Source organism: Gaoshiqia sp. US2 (assembly GCF_059705485.1).
In genome coordinates, this window is record NZ_AP048550.1 from 3780056 (window position 1) to 3799932 (window position 19877).

General features: G+C 44.7%; 11 protein-coding genes. All 11 read right to left on the reverse strand.

Annotated features, from left to right (window positions below):
- Window positions 1-24: 24 nt before the first annotated feature.
- Window positions 25-1590 carry a carboxylesterase/lipase family protein gene (locus AC6H3C_RS15165; protein ID WP_497516248.1) on the reverse strand — a complete coding sequence of 522 codons (1566 nt, stop codon included), beginning with the start codon at window positions 1588-1590 and terminating at the stop codon, window positions 25-27.
- 11 nt (window positions 1591-1601) lie between these two features.
- Window positions 1602-2807, reverse strand: coding sequence for an alpha/beta hydrolase-fold protein (locus AC6H3C_RS15170; protein WP_497516249.1), 1206 nt, complete (start codon window positions 2805-2807; stop codon window positions 1602-1604).
- A 29-nt stretch (window positions 2808-2836) separates the two neighbouring features.
- Entirely contained in the window at window positions 2837-4015 is a 1179-nt protein-coding gene (locus AC6H3C_RS15175) for an alpha/beta hydrolase-fold protein (protein WP_497516250.1), read from the reverse strand.
- Window positions 4016-4033: 18 nt separating this feature from the next.
- Window positions 4034-5128 carry an alpha/beta hydrolase-fold protein gene (locus tag AC6H3C_RS15180; RefSeq protein ID WP_497516251.1) on the reverse strand — a complete coding sequence of 365 codons (1095 nt, stop codon included), beginning with the start codon at window positions 5126-5128 and terminating at the stop codon, window positions 4034-4036.
- Between the two features lie 59 nt (window positions 5129-5187).
- Window positions 5188-7803 carry a xylan 1,4-beta-xylosidase gene (gene xyl3A, locus AC6H3C_RS15185; RefSeq protein WP_497516252.1) on the reverse strand — a complete coding sequence of 872 codons (2616 nt, stop codon included), beginning with the start codon at window positions 7801-7803 and terminating at the stop codon, window positions 5188-5190.
- A gap of 20 nt (window positions 7804-7823) precedes the next feature.
- Entirely contained in the window at window positions 7824-8660 is an 837-nt protein-coding gene (locus AC6H3C_RS15190; RefSeq protein ID WP_497516253.1) for an alpha/beta hydrolase, read from the reverse strand.
- Window positions 8661-8980: 320 nt separating this feature from the next.
- Window positions 8981-11602, reverse strand: coding sequence for a glycoside hydrolase family 9 protein (locus tag AC6H3C_RS15195; RefSeq protein WP_497516254.1), 2622 nt, complete (start codon window positions 11600-11602; stop codon window positions 8981-8983).
- Between the two features lie 165 nt (window positions 11603-11767).
- Window positions 11768-13594, reverse strand: coding sequence for a RagB/SusD family nutrient uptake outer membrane protein (locus tag AC6H3C_RS15200; protein ID WP_497516255.1), 1827 nt, complete (start codon window positions 13592-13594; stop codon window positions 11768-11770).
- 27 nt (window positions 13595-13621) lie between these two features.
- Window positions 13622-17197, reverse strand: coding sequence for a TonB-dependent receptor (locus AC6H3C_RS15205; protein ID WP_497516256.1), 3576 nt, complete (start codon window positions 17195-17197; stop codon window positions 13622-13624).
- 82 nt (window positions 17198-17279) lie between these two features.
- A complete protein-coding gene (locus tag AC6H3C_RS15210) occupies window positions 17280-18272 on the reverse strand; it encodes a FecR family protein (protein ID WP_497516257.1) in 993 nt (330 codons plus the stop codon).
- A gap of 67 nt (window positions 18273-18339) precedes the next feature.
- On the reverse strand, window positions 18340-18948 hold the full coding sequence (locus AC6H3C_RS15215; protein WP_497516258.1) for an RNA polymerase sigma-70 factor: 609 nt from the start codon (window positions 18946-18948) through the stop codon (window positions 18340-18342).
- Window positions 18949-19877 lie beyond the last annotated feature (929 nt).

Sequence of the window (19877 nt, forward strand, 5' to 3'; positions counted from 1 at the left end):
AAAATTACAGGTGATTTCATTAAACTACTGAGCCCATTCTTTCCCTTCGGATGAACGCCGCCACTCAAAATATTTGTCTATTATCTTAAGAGAAGCTTCATCGGGAACCGGCCCTAAACGGGCGTCGGGCCCAAGGTACATTACCACCGGATTAGCATCGCTAAATGCCGGCCATTCAGGCACTCCTTCGCCATTTGGGTGGCCATATTTGGCAAAGTTGGTCCAGTAGGTACCCATGATTTCCGAAATGGCCAAATCCGACTCACTGATCTGCGGACTTTGAGGATTGATGTGCATAAACACGTATGGCACATCGACACCGTGCGGCGTTCCATGATCAAACTGTGGCGAATCTTCCGGATGCACGGGGTGCTGGTCGAAATAGTAATAATACACCTCTGACTTTCCGGTTTTTGATTGAAGCCTTGCCCAACTCCAGGTATGCCAGCCAAACGCTGCATCGCGCATCAGGTTGCGGGCCGACCGGGTCACACTGTTTTCGCCAACCTGATAAGCTCCTGTTAATAAATCGGCAAAAGGACCGAACCTGCGTTCAACCCCGGCCAGATATTCTTCGGGTGTACGGCCGGATGGAAAGCTTAAACCTTCGTCGGAGTTATAGCCGATCAGGACAGGGACGTCGTTATATTTTCCTTCCAAATACAATTGGTACTGGTCATCGGGGATGACGTAACCGTCAACAATGGGCCAGCCGCCGGGCATTGTCCATCCCTGAGGTATCAGTTTTTCAGCTTCAAGGTTCCGAAGCTCTGCGATAGACGAGAGTCCAAAATTGTTGAGATAGGCAACTCCATCACGCTCGGCCTGTTCCAAGGTTTTCATATTTTCGCCCGGAAAGGTAGTGGTACGTGTCGGCCCAAACGAGCCGCCGCTTTGCGAAATAGCACCGTGGAACAAACCTTTGGCCAACGGCGAAGCGCACAGCATACTCACTGCAATTCCGCCGGCCGATTCACCAAAGATGGTCACATTACCGGGGTCGCCGCCAAAAGCCGATACATTGTTTTGGATCCATTGCAGGCCGGCAATCTGATCAAGCAAACCGTAGTTGCCTGAAACACCATTGGGGCTTTCGGCGCTCAGTTCGGGATGCGCCAGAAAACCGAGTTGCCCCACACGGTAAGCAATGCTCACCAGCACCACGCCTTTACGGGCCAGATGTTCGCCGTTATGAACGGGATCGGAGGTAGAACCAAAGCTGAATCCGCCGCCATAAATCCAGACCAAAACAGGTAGTTTTTCTTTCGGGGATTTTGCCGGAGTCCACACGTTCAGGTAAAGACAATCTTCACTCTTGCCCGATGCAGGATTTCCGCCTTGCATAGGTGCGGGTGCATATTCGGTGGTTTGCGTCACACCTTCCCAGGGTTCAACAGGCTGGGGAGCTTTCCAGCGCAAATCGCCCACCGGCGGTGCCGCAAAAGGGATTCCCTTGTAAATGGTCAAATCTTCGGTAACTGTACCCTGTATCCAACCACCTTCAACCTGGACAAGACCGGGCTGTTGCTTTGTGCAAGCAGCTATAACGAATGTAAGCATTGCAATAAGCAGAAAGCTGATTTGTTTCATTTGATATTCATTTATTGTTTATTTTTTTGCCAAAGGTTTGGCAGGAAGCGGAAATACAACAGGTGCCGCCAGGTACTCCAGTCGTGGCCACCATGCCCGCCAATGTAATATTCGTGTTCAATTTTATGGTGATCTAAGGCTTCATGCAGTGCCTGGCACCGCTGATTAAAAAAACCCTGGGCTTCTTTTGTCCCCTGTCCAACGAACAGGTAATCAACTTTGTCATTAATTTTCGGATCGTTCAGAAAATCTTTCAGTGAAACTTCAGGATTGGTATCGCCGGCACTGAGGATGCCAAAATTGGCGAACAAACCGAGCGAGCGGAAGCCAATAAACATGCTGTGGCGGCCACCCATCGACAAACCCGAAATGGCTCTTCCCTGAGGCGATTGAATGGTACGGTAAGTCTTGTCAACCAGCGGAATGACATGTTCCCGAAGTTCTTTTTCAAAAATATCGAAAGTGAGTTCGGCGTGTTGAGGATGATTCCGGTGAATTACCTGGTTGTTGGGAAGGACAATAATCATGGGTTTGGCTTTCCCTTCGGCCAACAGGTTGTCCATGATAAAATTTACGCGCCCATCGTACATCCAGTTCGATGGAAGTTCGCCACTTCCGCCCAGTAAATACAAAACCGGATATTTTTTCTTCAGATCGTACCCGGGAGGTGTATAAACGTACAATTCACGTTCACCTTGAGTAACTTCGGAATGGTAAACGTGCCGGGTTACATTGCCGTGTGGTACATTTTGAGCATCGTAATATGCTGGCCCATCTCCGTGTACCACCAGCTGACTGTATGGCGGCATCGCCGTAAAAGCAGCGCAGGTATTATTCGGATCGGCAATCTGAACACCGTCAACCAACAAATGGTAGGCATACATGTCAACAGGCAACGGGCCAATGGTCAAAGTCCAGATGCCGTCCTCTCCTTTCACAAAAGGAAGTGGCTCGCGCCCCTTGTCAAGCGCGGTATGAATGGCCCCCGCAGGTAATTCAACTTTTTTCGCATCGGGTGCCTTTAAACGAAAAGTAACCGTCCGGTCGTCGTTCACTTCGGGCGAATTCACGGCCGCACTGAAAGGAATTAAGCCTTCGGTGTTTTTCTGGGGGTGATAGTCGAGATTGACATTCGCTTGTTGCGCGCTGCCGGGCGCTGAGATTAAGCTATATCCAATTGCTAAAACGACTGTTAGAAAGCTGTGTTTATTCATCATGTGGTTCATTTGCTGTCAAATTCGGTTTTTCAGTCCTGAAAAAGCAACTGTGCGTATTGATAAAGACTGCGTCGCCAGGTCTGCCATTCATGGGCTGTTTCCGGCGATTCATAAAACACGTGTTCAATTCCTTGTTTGTTGAGCATATCGCGAAAAGCGCCAATGGACTTTGGAAAAACTTCAGGCTCTTTGGTGCCCACTCCAAGCCACAGTACTTTTAATTGCTCATCTACCTTTTTACCGTTTTTGAATGCGCCGTTCAGAAATGTTTCGACATCAATTTTTTCCGAAGCCGGATAATTTGCCGTGCCGCTAAAACCACCGTAATAAGCAAATTGATCAAGATTGGCCATCGCAATGCGCATGGTTTGGTTAGCGCCCATCGAAAGGCCTGCAATGGCGCGGTGATCGCGGTCGCTCAACGTGCGGAACCGGGCATCAATCATCGGGATGATCTCCTGCATCATCACCTCTTCAAAGACCATGGCCGGCCGGCTTGGATTACGCACTACCTTTTCTTCATCCGGCTTAAAAGCATAGCCGTTGTCCATCACAATGATCATGGGAACGGCTTTTTTTTCTGCTATCAAATTATCGAGAATCAGGTTAGCTTTGCCTTGCTGCGACCATCCGGTTTCGTCTTCAAAACTCCCATGCTGAAGGTAAAGAACCGGGTAACGTTTGTTTGTGTCTTGTTCGTAGCCTGGTGGTGTGTACACAAAACAGCGTCGCCATAATCCGGTGATTTTTGAACAATAAATATTTTCGCTCAGCAGCCCGTGCGGCACATCTTTTAGTTCATAAAACCCGCGGTCGTGCGCCGGGATTTCTATGCCACTGCCCCATCGGCCGGCACCATAAAAATAGTTGGTGCCGGGATCAGGAACAGATGCGCCGTCGATATTGAGCTGATAATAGTGAAAACCTTCGTCTTGCGGGGCCGATTCGCCGATCCAAATTCCACTGGTATCTTTCATCATGTCGTATTTTACACCACCAATGTCAAGCTGTACCAACCTGGCTTCGGGAGCCGAAATTTGTGTACGTACGCGGCCTTCGGAGTTCACCTGGGGATATAGCTTCCCGGGTTGGTTGACTTCCGACGGTTTAAAATCTTCGGTCACTTGTGTGGTTTGAGCAAAACCGACGCTGCCCAGCGCCCAAACGACGACTGCCGCCATCAGCATTATTTGTTTCCTATTCATCATGCTATTCTGAAGATTTAACTACTTAAAAAGCAACTGGGCAAGCTGGTGCAAACTGCGTCGCCAGGTATGAAATTCATGGGCCGTTCCTTCCGAAATGTATAATTCAGCTTTAATCCCGGCGTTTTGCAGATCGGCCACAGCACTTTTTACACCTTCCGGACGTTCTTTACTTCCACAACTCAGGAAGATCAGTTTCAATTTGTTATGTCCTTCGATTTCTTCCGGCTTATAAACACCACCGCTAAACAAGCCATAATATGAAAATACATCGGGCCTGTTCAACGTAACCAGCCGTGTTTCAAAACCTCCCATCGAAAGGCCGGCCATGGCACGATTCGATTGGTTGGCCAACGTCCTGAAATTAGCGTCAATGTATGGAATCAATTCATCAATCAGGACCGTCTGAAATGGTTTGATATCGAAATCGCGCAGTCCTCCGAATTTGATCTCATTGGTCATTCCGTATGTCATTACAATGATGAAGGGCTTGGCTTTTCCTTCCGCAATCAGGTTGTCCATGATGAAGTTGGCACGCCCCTGAACGGGCCACGAAGTTTCATTTTCGCAATAGCCGTGCTGAAGGTACAGCACCGGGTACCGTTCCGACGATTTTTCGTAACCGGGAGGGGTGTACACAAAAGCCCGCCGATCGGTTTTGGTACTTTCCGAAGGGAAATAAATTTCGTGTACATGGCCGTGGGGAACGTCTTTCATAGCAAAAATATCCTGATCGCCGGAAGGCACCTCGATACCGCTTCCCCAACGGCAAGCACCGAAAAAGAAAAGGCTGCCGGGATCGGGCACCGAAGCGCCGTCGATGTTCAACTGGTAATAGTGAAAACCTACGTCTTGCGGGGCTGATTCGCCGGTCCACAGCCCGTTTTCATCTTTTACCAAATCGTATTTCACTCCGCCAATGTCGAGCCGGACATAGTTGGCATCGGGCGCCAAAATTTGGGTACGCACACGACCCTCCGAATTTACCTGGGGATACTCGCTTCCAGGTTGGTTAACCGGAGATGGTTTAAAGTCGTCAACCACTTGCGCATTCAAAGGTAAAAGCGCAACAACACACAATACTGTTAATAAAGAAGTTAGAATAGCGTTTTTCATTTTTAAGAATATTAGTTGATGATTAATCAGGCTGAACTATAAATGATATTGAAGAAGCATTATTGAATCTTCACCGTTAAATATTTTAAATCTTTCGTATCGGAACTATTCCCATAATACACTTCATACTCGCCGGGTGTAACTGCCATGTTCCGCTGGGCCCAATCGTAAAATTCAAATGATGAAGGAGCAAGTTCAATGGTTGTTTGCTTTGATTTTCCGGGGGCAACTTCCACCCGTTGAAAACCGCGCAAAGTTTTTAGCGGGCCTTCAAGATCGTTTACTTTGCGCACATAAACCTGCACGATCTCTGTACCGTCGCGTTTGCCGGTATTTTTTACAGGGATGGTCAATTGTAGCGTTTCATTGGCTTTGATCATAGTTTTACTGATGGTGGCATTGCCAATTTCGAAATTGGTATAGCTCAAACCAAAACCGAATGGGAAAAGGCAATCGGTTGTGTAGCGGTAGGTGCGCCCCTTCATCGAGTAATCTTCGAAATCGTCCAAACTATCTGAATTTTTATAGAATGTTATGGGAAGTTTTCCGGAAGGGTTATGATCGCCAAAAAGCACATCGGCAACAGCTTGTCCGCCCATTTCGCCCGCATACCAGGCCTGAAGGATGGCATCGCAGCTTTCGGTTTCGGGCGCCAGAGCAATGGCCGAGCCCGAGCAGTTTACAAAAATTACCTTTTTACCGGCAGCTTTTAACGCTTTCAGGCAATTGCGCTGAACCGAAGGAAGTTCTATATTGGTGCGGTCGCCACCTTTAAATCCGGGGAACGAAACGGGCATCTCCTCACCTTCGAGCTTACCCGAAAGGCCGCCCACAAACACAACCGTCTCAATACCTTTCAATTGATTAATGAGAGCGGTATAATCGACATCCACTTCTTTGCCGAAATCAAGCTCGATGTTGGCCTGCCAGTTGTTAAGCTGTGCATATCGGATTTCGATTTTGTATTTTTTCCCTGCTTCAACTTTTAAAGGCATACGAGCCGGAAGGGTTCGCCAGTTGTTGTAGCGTTGCAATGATTCACCATTAACAATCAACTCGAAATAACCGGTTGCCCCGCCTTTAAACACCAACTCTTCTGACGTTTTGGGCGTAAATTCAGCTTCGAACAAGGCCGAGAAGCCTTCGAGTTTCACGCCCGAAGCAAACTCGTGCTGGCCGGCAGTAGTTTTTTTGATGGGACTTGTGATTTGCTGCAAAATCACCGCCTTGCCCTCTCGTTCAGGATTGTTCCAATAAGTAGCTTTGAACCCTTGTTTCCCTTCGAACGACAGTTGCGAAAAATAGCTCTGTGTCACTTTGTCCTCCACCAGATTGCAAGCTTTGTCGTAGAAGATTTTATTTTCAGGAAGTTTCGTTTTGATCCCATCCAGAATGCTAATGGTATGAATGGGCGTGCCATTGTAGTTGCCCCAAAGCATCTCCTGATCGTCAGCATTCGGTCCGATCACCGCAATTTTCTTAGCAGATTTCGACAAGGGCAAAATGTTGTTGTTATTTTGAAGCAGGGTCATCGACTGCTGAGCCATTTCGCAGGCAAGTTTCCGGTGCTTTTCACTGTTGAGAACTGATTCAGGTATTTGCGCCCAGGGCACCAGGGCATCGTCGTCGAAATCACCCAGTTCGAAACGGCCAATCAGCACACGCATCAGGCTTTTGTCAATAACTTCGTCTTTGATTAGGTCCCGCTCAACGGCTTCAGGCAATGTTTTATAAGGATAGTTGTCCCAGACGCATTCCACGTCGGTTCCGGCCAGTACACCTTTCGATGCAGCATGAACCGGGGTTGACGATACTTTGTGCGTGGTGTAAAAGTCGGTGATGGCGCCACAATCAGACACCACCAGGTGTTTAAAGCCCCACTCGTCGCGCAAAATACGCTGCAACAGCCGGGTACTTCCGCAACAAGGTTCATCATCCAGACGTTGGTAAGCGCACATCACCTGGCGTACGTCGGCTTCCTGAACCAAAGCTTTGAAGGCGGGCATGTACGTTTCATACAATTCGCGGGGGTTCACATCGTTGAGGTTCAGTTCGTGACGGCTCCATTCGGGGCCCGAGTGCACGGCATAATGTTTGGCACAGGCCAGCAATTTTCGGTATTTGGCATCGGCAGGACCCTGCAAACCTTTTACCACCTGAATACCCATGCGTGAAGTGAGGTACGGATCTTCGCCATAAGTTTCCTGCCCACGCCCCCAACGCGGATCGCGAAAAATATTCACATTGGGCGTCCACACCGAAAGGCTCAGAAAACGTTTGTTCTCATTCCCCCTTCTCAGCCATTGGTGGTATTTGGCGCGACCTTCGTCCGATACCGCCTCGTAAATATGAAACAACAATTCATCATTGAACGAGGCGGCCATGCCAACAGGCTCGGGAAATACCGTTACGCTGTCGTTGTTGGCGTAGCCGTGCAACGCTTCGCTCCACCAGTTGAATTTGCGGATTCCCAAACGGGGTATGGCATCGCTTTGATCGCACATCAAGGCTGCTTTTTCTTCAAGAGTCAACCGCGAAATCAAATCGTTGGCCCGTTCTTCGAAACTGAGAGCCGGGTTTTGGAAAGGGTATTGTTGGGCGGAAGCTTTTACTGTGCAAAACACGCATATTAAAAAAAACAGCCCTCTTGTTATGCCGAAAAAAATTGTTTTCATAATTAATACTGAGCATCATATCATTTAAACAGCAGTTGCGCAAAATTGTACAGGCCATCCTTCCATACTTTGAAATCGTGATGTCCGCCCGGAATTATGTGATAAATATGAGGAACCTGGTTTGCCTGCAAATAATCATGGGTGCGACTGCTAAACCGGATCAGATTATCCTGGTCGCCGCATGAAATATATAACAATTTCAGTTGCTTCTTCGCTTCATCGGGATTGGGCACCAGTTCTTCAGGCACTTTGGTATTGGGCGCCGAAGAAAAACCACCCACCCAGGCAAACTGGTCGGGATTGCCCAAACCGAAGTTGAGCGACTGCCCTCCCCCCATTGATAAACCGGCAATAGCGTGCTGTTCGCGGTCTTTGACTACCGGATAATTTTTCTCCACGAAAGGAATCAGGTCATCAAGCAAATCTTGCTCAAATGCGGCAAACGCCTGCACCTTATCCGCCGCCATAATATTTCCGCTAGCCCGGTCATCTTCCATGGCGCGGCCATTGGGCATGACCACGATCATCGGCTCCGCGTTCTTATCAGCATAAAGATTATCGAGGATCACCTGGGGTTGGCCGCCGTTGAGCCATTCCTTTTCGTCGCCTCCAATACCGTGCAATAAATAAAGTACGGGGTATTTTTCATTTTCTGAGAAACCGGGAGGAGTATAAACCAACGCTTTTCGATTGGTCCCAACGGTTTTTGAGACATAAACAATGGTGTCGATTTTCCCCTGCAGAATATCTTCACGGATCAGGTCAAAGCCTTGCGGGGCTTGTTCAACTTCGCCCTGCGAATAAGCAGTCAGACCAAACAGCAAAAGAAAATAAGCGGAAAGAACGATGTGTTTCATAGTTATTTTAAGTTAGTTTTATTGGTAACACACAAATACTATATTATCCTGCGCATACAAAGAATGAGGACAAAATACCATGTATAAAATTCAATTGTTCATACGCCACACACCAAACAGATTGTATGTACCTGAACAAAATGAACCCTAAGGTTATTCTGTGTAAAGTTAGGGCCTTAACGTATCGATGAATTTCAATTTTAGATATATGATTTTAAAGTTTGGATAATTGCACCGTTGATATTTAATATCTGAAAAGAATATCCGTCAGAAAGAGAATGCCCCATCGTTCACAACTTAGAAATTCAACATGTGCTTCCTTATTTAATAAGATTAAGGACCGCATTCACCAGAACCATATATTCGGCAGAGCCGCCAATGGTAACTTCATTTTCGCCCCACAAAAACGGCCAATCATCTTTATTTTCGGGAAAATCCGGTTTCAGCAACAGCAATCCCGGTACGATTCCTCCGGCAATAGTCGTAAAATCAGCGCGGTTAATTCCATAGGCAACCTTTTTGGAGCGGGTTCCAACGGCATTGACAAATGAAATGTTTGAATAGGGGTGACAACCAAAAATAAAGTTTAGCCCTCGAAAAACATGTTCCTTATCAATAATTTCGGGGAAAGCTTTGTGCGCGTAATAGCTGGAAATGGCCGCGTTAACAATCATTCCGCTTCCGCCCCAACCACTGCGCGATATCGGTAAACCATAGGGATTATTTTTCTCCATTTCCGCTATCGATTCTTTGTATTTAATGATATAGCTCTCCAATTTAGCCTTGTACGAATCATCCATATACGGTATTGCTTTCAAGGCAGGATTAAGGCCTCTGCCCGCAAAAAACATCTGACCAAAATCGCGCTCCTGACCGGATTGATCAAGTAAGGTCCAAATCCTTCCCTCAAAACGGTCCAAGTATTTCTTGTCTTTCGTGGTCATGTACAATTGAAGTACCGTGTTCAAATCTGCACCTCTGGCCATCAATCTCATCCAGGGTTCGTCGGAATCATTGCCGGAATTCTTCATGGCTTCATCTGCTTCTTCCAACAGTTTTTCTGCATAAGTCAGGCACTTATCCGCAAGTTCATCGTTATAGCCCTTCAATGCTCTGCTTGCTGCGGCCAGGCTTGCTGCGGTCTGGTAATCCAAAAAGGAACTGCGGTTAGTAAACGCCCAGCGATCGTCGGGGGTGCCGCTCGATACGCCATCGGTTTCGTACGGCTTTAGATTCGGATTATACGGAAGGTTATCCGTTTCAGTGGAAGCGTCTCCCAGGTGATGGTATTGGTGGAGTTTCGGGACAATAATTCCGCGGACCGGGTGACCGATATTTTCAACCTGCGCAACCAGGTTCAGAACTCCATGTTCAATTTGCTGTAAAATATCGGGGTGTCCGTCGGGGCGATGAATATCAACATAGCGGGTTTTCTGATCGATGTATGTTTGATCCCGTTGCACGTTAAATTCCTCCCATAGTTCGACAAAACTGGAAATAACGCTGTTGTGCGAACCGGTCTGAATGTCGAAGTCTCCGGCATCAAACCAACCGCCAACAGCCATTCCGGGAATCCGTTCAAGTGGTTTGTACTTCGTGTCTGTTGTCGGCCCCTGCGAATATCCGTCGAAATGCTGATGATTGGTTGGCGCCTGCAGACAATCATCTTTATACGGCTCGCCATGCCAGAGGCGATAGGCTTCGTTCACCTGCATGTGATCCATTTGAACCGGGAACCATACATCAAGGGTCGGATGCCAGGTATCGGCGTACACATCCGGCCCAATCGGGAAAATGTTCGTTTTTTGATCACCGTACTGAACACAATAGATTCCAGCTTCTGTTACCGCACTGAAATCAAATTTCGAGTAGTTGTAGCGCAGGTAATCACCCCATTCAACGACTTTGCCTTTAAACACTTCGACATATGTTCCATCTTCGGTAACTTTAACGATTGATGCCGTTTTTAAGGGAATATCATTTTTATCCAGTTCGATGACGGCGACTTTTTCCTGGTCAGGAACATACCCCACCTGTGAGAACCCAACAACCGGTGTCCTTATCCAATCCGGCATGGCATTGGGTTCGAGGTACCAGGTCAGTACTTTTCCGGTTTTGCCTGACGGAAGCAGGCTTCGCACAACAAACCATCCGTTTTGTGCCAGGTTACGTCCATCAAACAGCCTGATTTCATCTTCCGACTGAATTTTAACGTAACGCTCCGGATCTTCAGGGGCTAAAACAATCGTATGGCCTGAAGCCAGAGGGAGGGGAACGATAAATTCGTCGCGTCCCCGGTCGTCAAAGGTTGTGTGACCTTCGAACTGGGAAATTTTTTTATATGCAGGTTCAACTTTCGTATTGCCGGAAGGATATTTTGGAAATAAACCAGGCTTGCCGTCCACCAGGTAAGTCTTTTCAAAATAAGAAGCCGGGAGAAATTCAAGGTTAAAACCTGCTTTTCCTGCAAGCTCATCTGGGAGTGGTTTATCGAGACAGACATGTATCTCGATCCCGCCGTTTTTAGGCGTAACACCGATCTTTGAATTGAAATCCAACGCTTCGTATCTCAATTCAACTTGTATCGTGTTATTCTCCTGATCAACTGTGCGACTCACAAGCGAAGGAACCAAATCCCATTGCTCCGGAGTATCCTGAAGCCGGATCGCTCCTCCGGTCGAAGTTCTTACTCCGTGATGAATAATTTCGATGCCGGCTGTTTTCTCGTCGAAAAACATACCATTGTATTCGTTGCTGAATACCAGCACATTCAAGCCCTTAGTTTCAAAATATTCCAGATCATTCAATTGCAATTTCTGTCCGTAGGCGCTACCCGATAAAAACAGTAAAGCAGAGAAAAAAGCGATTACAACCCCCTTACAAGGGCTTGTTGTTCTATGCAGATCAGATTGACGATCTACCGTATTTTTATTTTTGTTCATATTAAACTACGTGTTGATTAAGACAGAAATATTCCGGTAGACTTGAAGTATATCTCAGTCTACCGGAATCAAGAATTACTGCCAAAATTAAATTCTCAGGTACAATACTCAGCCGTTAATTGCATTCCCGCAGTTGCGTCAGATGCAGTCTATCTTTTAACACGATTATTTATAAGCGTCGTTTTGATCGCACAACGGGTTTTTCAATATCTCATCCGTTGGGATTGGCATATCCATCCTATTGAGAACGAAATCAAAATTCCTGTAAGTATTCCACACATCTTGTTGAGCATTAGGATCTGGAGAACCTACGCCTTTTGGATAACTGATGTTAATGTGATCCTCAATAAACCCGGAACGTATCAAATCCTGGGCAAGGCACCATTCAGCATTAAATTCTTTACGGCGTTCCTGCCCCAAGGCTACCAACCATACCGGAGAAGCAAAACCTTTAGAAGATTTTAACGAGGTATAATAAGTCTTCGCATCAGGAACAGTTACAGTGGTTGTATTGAATGGAAGAGGATAAGAAGTAGGCTTTACGATATCTGTAGCGCCATTATCTATAAAGAATTGGGCCATGTTTTGATAATAAGGAAGGTAAGTAGCAGTTAAAGCAGCTTCCTTACCAACTTCCATATTTCCCCACGCACGCTCACGAATTTGATTAATATATCCCCAAGCGGTTGCATCATTTTCACCATTCAAGTGGAACAGGCATTCTGCATAGTCTAACAAAACATTTGCATAACGTTTAAAATAAATCTGTTGAGGGCCCCATGGAGCCTGATAGTTTGAACGGGTTGTACGCCAATACTTCAAAGTCCAAATTGAAGGAGCTGCTTCACCCCCCATTAAAAAGTGATAATGTGTATTTAATCCATCACCAACTGTAAGGCTCTGTTGCAGGTAAGGATTGTAACCGTAATTGGTGGCAGATTTCCAGGCAGGATCAATATTTGTAATAGCGCCGGTTACAGCAGAAGCTTCGCGACGTTTATCGCCTGGTTCGTAAATACTCCACCATTCCCAAGAGAGGTACAAGGTGCCCCATCCACCGATAGACGGAGGAGCCACAAAATGGATCATCCAGTTGTGGGCCTGGGACAGGTTCCCCCATTGGTTCCATTGCGAACCCTCATCAAGAACTTCTTCCCAAATACATTCTTTTGTCCAGACAGCTCCCGGATCAAATAAAGTGGTGTAGGAAGGATTTAATTCGTATTTGCCGCTCTGGATTACTTGCAATAAAGCAGCAGCCGCTAACGTGTAGTTTTCATTGGCTTGCTCAGGAACACGGTATGCTTTCCACATATAAGCTTCGCCCAAGTATGAAAGGGCGAAACCTTTGGTAATACGTCCATACTGTTCGGACAATGGATCCCGGGAAAGTTCATCAACTGCGACTTTCAAATCATCAATGATGAAATCCCACATTTCTGTGAAGGTCTCTGCCCGGGCTTTTGCCGGGGTGTTGATATAAGTTTCGCCCGTTGCCAACATGGGCACACGGCCGAAAGCTTTTGCAAGCCACATATAGAAAAAAGCACGGATGCCCCTGGCCTCACCGTCAAGTGTAGTTTTTAACGCAGGAGTAATATTCTCGGCAGCTTCCAAACCGGCGAGAAAATCGTTGCAACGGGAAATTGCGGTATAGGCTTGTTTCCAACCGCTTAATAGCTCAGGGCTACCTGGCGTCCATTTTTGCGAGTTCCAGTCCTTGTCCCATCCCGTTGCCTGGGTATCCATTGTTGGGTGGCCACCTATAAACAAGTTTGGTTTGATGCCCCAGTCTCCGTTGACATCATTCGGAAGCATCATTGTGTAACAACCAATAAGACCAGCTTTTGCATCATCATCTGACTTAAACATTTGATCGGCAGCCAAAATGGAATAATGGTCTACCGACAAAAATTCCTCGTTGTTGCAGGAGCTAATTCCTATCAGGAAAAACCCACTGGCAAGTATGAATATTTTTGATATATTTTTCATAGTATTTCTATATTTTAAGTGCAACTATTAAAATTGGATATTCAAACCACATGAATAGGTCCGTGGCATAGGATAACGGCCTGTATCCAAACCTGTATAGAGCACACTTCCCTGTCCTGTTTCAGGATCGCCATATTTGTTATAGCTGGAGAAGCAGGCCAAGTTTTGAACAGATACGTAAAGGCGTGCATTTTCAATTCGTAACGGCCTCAACATTACCTTCTTAAAATTATACCCAACCTGAACTGTACTGATTTTCAGGAAATCACCTTTTTTTACCCAATAGTCAGAACCGCGCATGTTGTAATTCAAATCCAGGAATGACAATCTGGGTGTTGTGGTGCTTAAATTATCAACAGTCCAGGCATTTTGAGCAACCTCCGTTAAGATGTTAGGGGTAGTACCATTATCACTCGGGAACATGTTGGATAATGTCATTGCAGAGTATGAATAGATCTGTGCCCCAGCTACGCCATAAGCATAAATCGAGAAGTCCCAATTTTTATATGAAGCGTTTAAGGTCACACCGTAGTTTAATTTAGGGAAACCATTTCCTAATATCGTCATATCCTCTTCACTAAGATGTCCATCACCATTAAGGTCTTTGTACTTAAAATCACCAGGAACAGTACTTGACCCATTATTGTATCCACTAGGGTGGCCAGCAGCTATAGCTGCAGCGTTGGCAGCATCTATCTCTGCCTGACTTTGGTATATGCCCTCTACCCTGTAACCGTAGAATGAGCCTACGGCATAACCCTCGCGACTTATTGAGTGGCCGTTCCAGTGCGTGCCCGAAGGAGCTCCTACTGCGCCCACGTTAGAACCATCATTGGTTGTTTCTGTGTTTTCACTGAACAAATCAGCGCCCATTTTTAAAACTTTGTTTTTTAAGGACGAACCTGTCAATGAAGCGCTGATATTCCAATCCTTATCAATTTGCTTCTTATAGCTTACTGAGAATTCAATACCTTTATTTTCGATTTCACCGTAGTTGGTATAGACCTGGGTATAACCTGAAGAAGGACGTATCGACTGGTAAATCAACAAATCTTTAGATTTCCGGATAAAATAATCTACGGTTACATCCAAATTACTATTGAAAAGCCCCAGGTCAAGGCCCACGTTACTTTGTTCATTGGTTTCCCATTTCAACCTGGGATCAGTTAATGTGGGAGCATAACCGGTAGCTAATTGCCTTGAAGTATTCATGCCTGCTTGACCATTCTGCCCATAAAAGAAATATTGGATTTTATCTGAAGTCAATGCTGTAACAGACAGATCTGTCGGACCTCCTGAGTTACCTGTCTGGCCCCAACCTAAGCGAAGTTTCAAATTACTGATCGTCGGACTGTTTTCCAGGAAATCTTCCTCTGAAATCCGCCATGCTGCTGCTGCTGACGGGAAATTGGCCCAACGGTTATCGGCACCGAAGTTAGAAGAACCATCACGGCGCATCGTACCTGTTATAATATAACGATCCTTCAAAGTGTATTGAAACCGGCCAAAATAAGATATTCCGCGAGAATCAAGATTATAAGCACCGCTGCCACTTCTTGCCGCAGGATCGTTAGTCAGACTAATATCACGGATGTTATCCCCGGGGAAATCATTTCCTGCAGCATTACTCCAGTTGCCGAAGCCTTTGCTTACAGAATTACCTGCCATTAAAGTCAAATTGTGAATGTCATTCTTCCAATTGTAAGTCAAATAATTTTCAATTGCAAGATTGTTATAATTACTATTGTTGATCCCTAAATAATATTTGGCATCGTAATTATACAAATTAACGAGTGTGCCGTCTGGAAAGTAACGTTTTTTGTTGCCCCAAAAGTTATACCAATTGCCCGCAGTAAAATTATAAGAAGCTATTGATTTAAAAGTTAAGCCTTTAAATAATTTAATATTGGCATAAGTACTGAGAAGTGCCTGGTTATTTTTGGTTATACCGGTATTTTCCATCTGTTCAGCATAAATGTTGTTTGACAAATTTGAATCGTTTGAACCGACATCGCCTTGCATAGGGGCACCATAAGTCCCGTTATCGTTTATAACGTTAGGGCTTACTATCTTATTCGTTACCGGGTCCACATAATCCATAGTGGGAGCCATGAAAGCCCAGTCACGTAAAGAAGAAAGGTTGCCGTTATTTCCAAGACCTGCATTACTGCCGCTTGATTCTGAATGAATGAAATTGATGTCACCACCGATCTCCACGAAATCAGCCACTTTGGTAACTACGCTGGCACGCGCAGTCAAACGTTTGTAATTAGTATTGATTACAATACCGTCATTGTTCAAATAACTTAACGAGAAGTTAGACCGGGTCTTTTCCGTGCCCCCTGAAGCAGAAAGATTGTATTGTTGTTTAAGGGATGTACGTGTCATTAAGTCTTGCCAGTCAATATTATTTCTTTGGCCGTCATATTGCGCAGCGAAAATTTGATTAGCCAGAATTCCACCATCGTTAATACGTGCTTGACGGATATTTGCTGCATACTGGTCAACATCACCAACATCCAATGTTCTCGCTAAAGTTTGGATACCATAGTCTGCTGAAAAAGTAACACGCGTAGAACCTACCGTGCCTCTTTTAGTTGCAATCATGATAACACCGTTAGCACCTGCTGCTCCATATATCGCGGTTGCTGAAGCATCTTTTAGAACTTCAATGCTCTCTATGTCGCCAGGGTTAATGAAATTGGCATTAGTTCCAACCTGTACGCCATCTACAACATAAAGCGGCCTTGCGTCTCCGTTGATGGTTGCAACACCTCGAATGCGGATTGCTGCATTTGCATCCGGGGCGCCGTCTTGTGCTATAACCAGTACACCCGCGGCTTGCCCTTTTAAGCCTTCCAAGATATTCGTCGGGGATTTTCTCAGCATCTCTTGGGTGTTAACTGAAACAACTGAGCCGGTAATATCGCTTTTCTTAACCGTACCATAACCAATAGCCACCACCTCTTCAAGTCCAAATGTTTCTTCGACCATCACTACATTGATGACCGTTCTGCCGGCAACAGGTACTTCCTGCGTTTTCATTCCTACAAAAGAGAATTGCAACGTGGCAGTGCCTGGCACATCGGCCAGACTGTATCTCCCGTCTAAATTGGTGATACTACCTGTGGCAGTGCCTAATATCACCACAGTCACGCCAGGCAAGGGAAAACCAGATGAATCGGTCACACGCCCGGAAACGGAATGCTGTTGCTGGCGGTTCGCGTAATCATACCCGCTCTCTTTTTTAACTAAAATCTGGTCCCTGACAATCACGAACGACAGTCCGGTTTGTTCCCGGATAAGCAACAGGATATCGTCCAGTGACATACTGTTGCTGCTCAAAGACACTGTTTTCCCAATATCCAGGACATCACCGCTATAAAAGAACGTCAATCCGGTTTGGCTCTCAATATCATTCAGAACTTCCTTGATTGCCGCCTGTTTAAAATCCACCTTTAACCTTGCTTGCTGTGAATATACACTCGCGGAAAGTTGTGCGGCGAAAAACAACACAAAAAAACATGTAAACCTCATCTTAAATAATAGTTTAGTGAGATGATCCTTAAACAAGGACTCCCTCAATTCACATTTTTTTTTCATAAATTTGAACTGTTTAAATAGTTACTTTTAAGTAATTTGATTATGGGTGGCGGGAAATGGGCAAACATTTTCCGCCATTTTTTTATTTTATGGTTATTAATCTTTTCTCGTTATCTGTTTCGAAACTGAACTTTACAGGAGAGGTCTCCTTGATCAGATTCAGAATTTCTTCGAGCTCTTCATGAGGCTTGAATTGTCCGGTATACCTGATTTTCTTATACATTTCACCGATAATTTCAATCCTGACATCAAACCTTCTTTCCAGTATTTTGCGTATTTCTTCCAGGTTCAAATCTTCGATTACGATGACATCTTCCGACCAGAGAAATGATTTATGCAAATCGTCCACACGAATGACAGCCTTCTCTGATCCGCTGTTATAACTGAATTTTTCACCCGGATGCATTTCATATTCCTGATTCCCGGCATAAATGGTTACTTCCCCCGAATGTAAGGTCAAACTATTAACTGCATCTTCGTTGTAAGAATTCAGGTTGAAGGATGTTCCGGTTACTTTAACCTGAAATTGAGGGGCTTCTATGATAAACGGTTCTTTCTTGTTCGTGGCAACCTCAAAAAATGCTTCCCCGGCCAGGAAGACTTGCCGTGTGCCCTTCAAAAAGCTTGTCGGGTATTTAAGCCATGTGCCTGAATTTAAATAAACTTTGGTTCCATCCGAAAGCACGATCTGGGCTTTTTCACCATACGGAACAATTACCTCATTGAGAGCAGCGTTTTTTTGATTTTCGGGTACCAGATAATTGGCAAAGAAACCTGAGACCACTGCAAATACCACAAGGGCTGCAATTTTAATCCAATCCGGGACTTCAATTCGTGGTGTTTTGTTTTTAGTGACTTGCTGCCTGATTCGACCCTTCATTCTGTCCCAAGCCAGGGCAACCCCATCTGAGGGTAACTGCGCAAACTCATTTTTAGCGATATAATCCCTAAAGTCCTTGTAATTTTTCTCCGACAAGCCTGTCCAATTTGATAGTTCTATTTCCTCCGGCTTTGATAAGTTCCCCTTTAGGTAACCTTCAAACAAATCCGTTTTATTTCGAGAATTGGCATTCATAAGATTGATGACTTCTTATCAGTAATACAATTCAGCCATCAAATACCGACCCCCTGTTTTGAAAAAACTATTTTGGAAACTCGTTGATCAGGTCAAGGACTGTAATAGCAATCAAATAATGTGCAGACAAATGGGTCTTCAGTTTTTCCAAAGCCCTTGTATTATGCTTTTCAACAGTACGGACAGATATTTTCAGGACTTCTGCAATTTCAGCGTTTTTTAGTCCTTCGAAGCGTGAAAGCCGAAATATTTTTTGTGTCTGAACAGGAAGATGTTGCATGATTTTTTCAATCTCATGTTGGACTTCATTGAAAATAGTCTGATGCAATGGATCACTGAAAAAGTCAGCATAATAAAGTCTTTCCTCCTTGGATGTGTCTTCTAATTCAGCACGATGTCTGTCAACTATCTGGCTATGTTTGATATGATTGAGGCAAGCATTGCGTACTAACGTAAACAGGTAAGGTTTAAATGTATCTTCTCCAATTGAATTTCTGTTTATCCAGACCTTCTCAAAAACGTCCTGAATAATATCTTCTGCGATGTTGGGTTCTGAAACAAATTTTTTGGAAAAAGCCATTAAACGCGGGAAATACGCTTTAAAGATAAACTCAAACGCTTTCTCATCATCCAAAAAAGGTTTGTTCGCAGTATTATTATTTCGCAATACTTCCATAATTTACAAAAATAGGAATTTTCCAACATATTATCTCATATAATAATTTGGGAGGCTATTTTCCCGTTTTGCCACAAAAAGCATTTAACATCAGTCAATTACAATACAATAACATAACACAAGATGTTGATTAAAATGGGATACAAGCGATTGTTATAAACCAGCCGCAACGGATTTCCGACTTAGGCAGACGGCGGGGGCAAGGATAGCCGCCTGCTACCGTTGATTAAGTCAACAACCAAATCTCATTTCCTTTCCCCATCCAACGTGTTTCTACCTTCCTGTAATATTCCGGGAAATCCGGTTTTTAACCATTGGGTAACTTTTCTTCAAAATGTGATCGATTCCCGAATTAGAGACTTTCACATTTTTGACATAAAAAAAAAGCACCTAAATTTTTAAATTTAAGTGCTTCTGATTTGTGCCCAGAACAAGAGCATCTGTTTGTATTTTAATGCGCTTATATTCAAGTCATTATCGATCAAATTTTTGACTGGTCTCGATAAGTTAGCTGCAAAAAGACGAAGAACATTTTTTATATTTCGAAGATACTAAATCTTAGGATATGAAGCAAAATAAATGGTGGTCTTATTTTTTAACTTGTCTTGGAGAAAAATGTAGATTTAAGAGAATGTCTTGTAAATTTTTTACATAAATTTTCGTTGCCTTGGTTTTCCTTCTAAGGTGAAATGACTGGAATATTGGTCCCATTCAATTCGGAACTCTGAAGCCAATTCATCAAACTCTTCGGGTGAAAAACTTGTGAGATTGAGCATTTTTGCTGGGTTTTTTCTGCGCTTGTCACAAGTTTTAATCCTATAGTTATTGTGTCTATGGGCCACAAATATACGTAAAAGAATGTGGTAATATTTTATTCTATATAATCTCTAAAAATCAACTAAAACTTCATGAATGAAATACATGTTTAA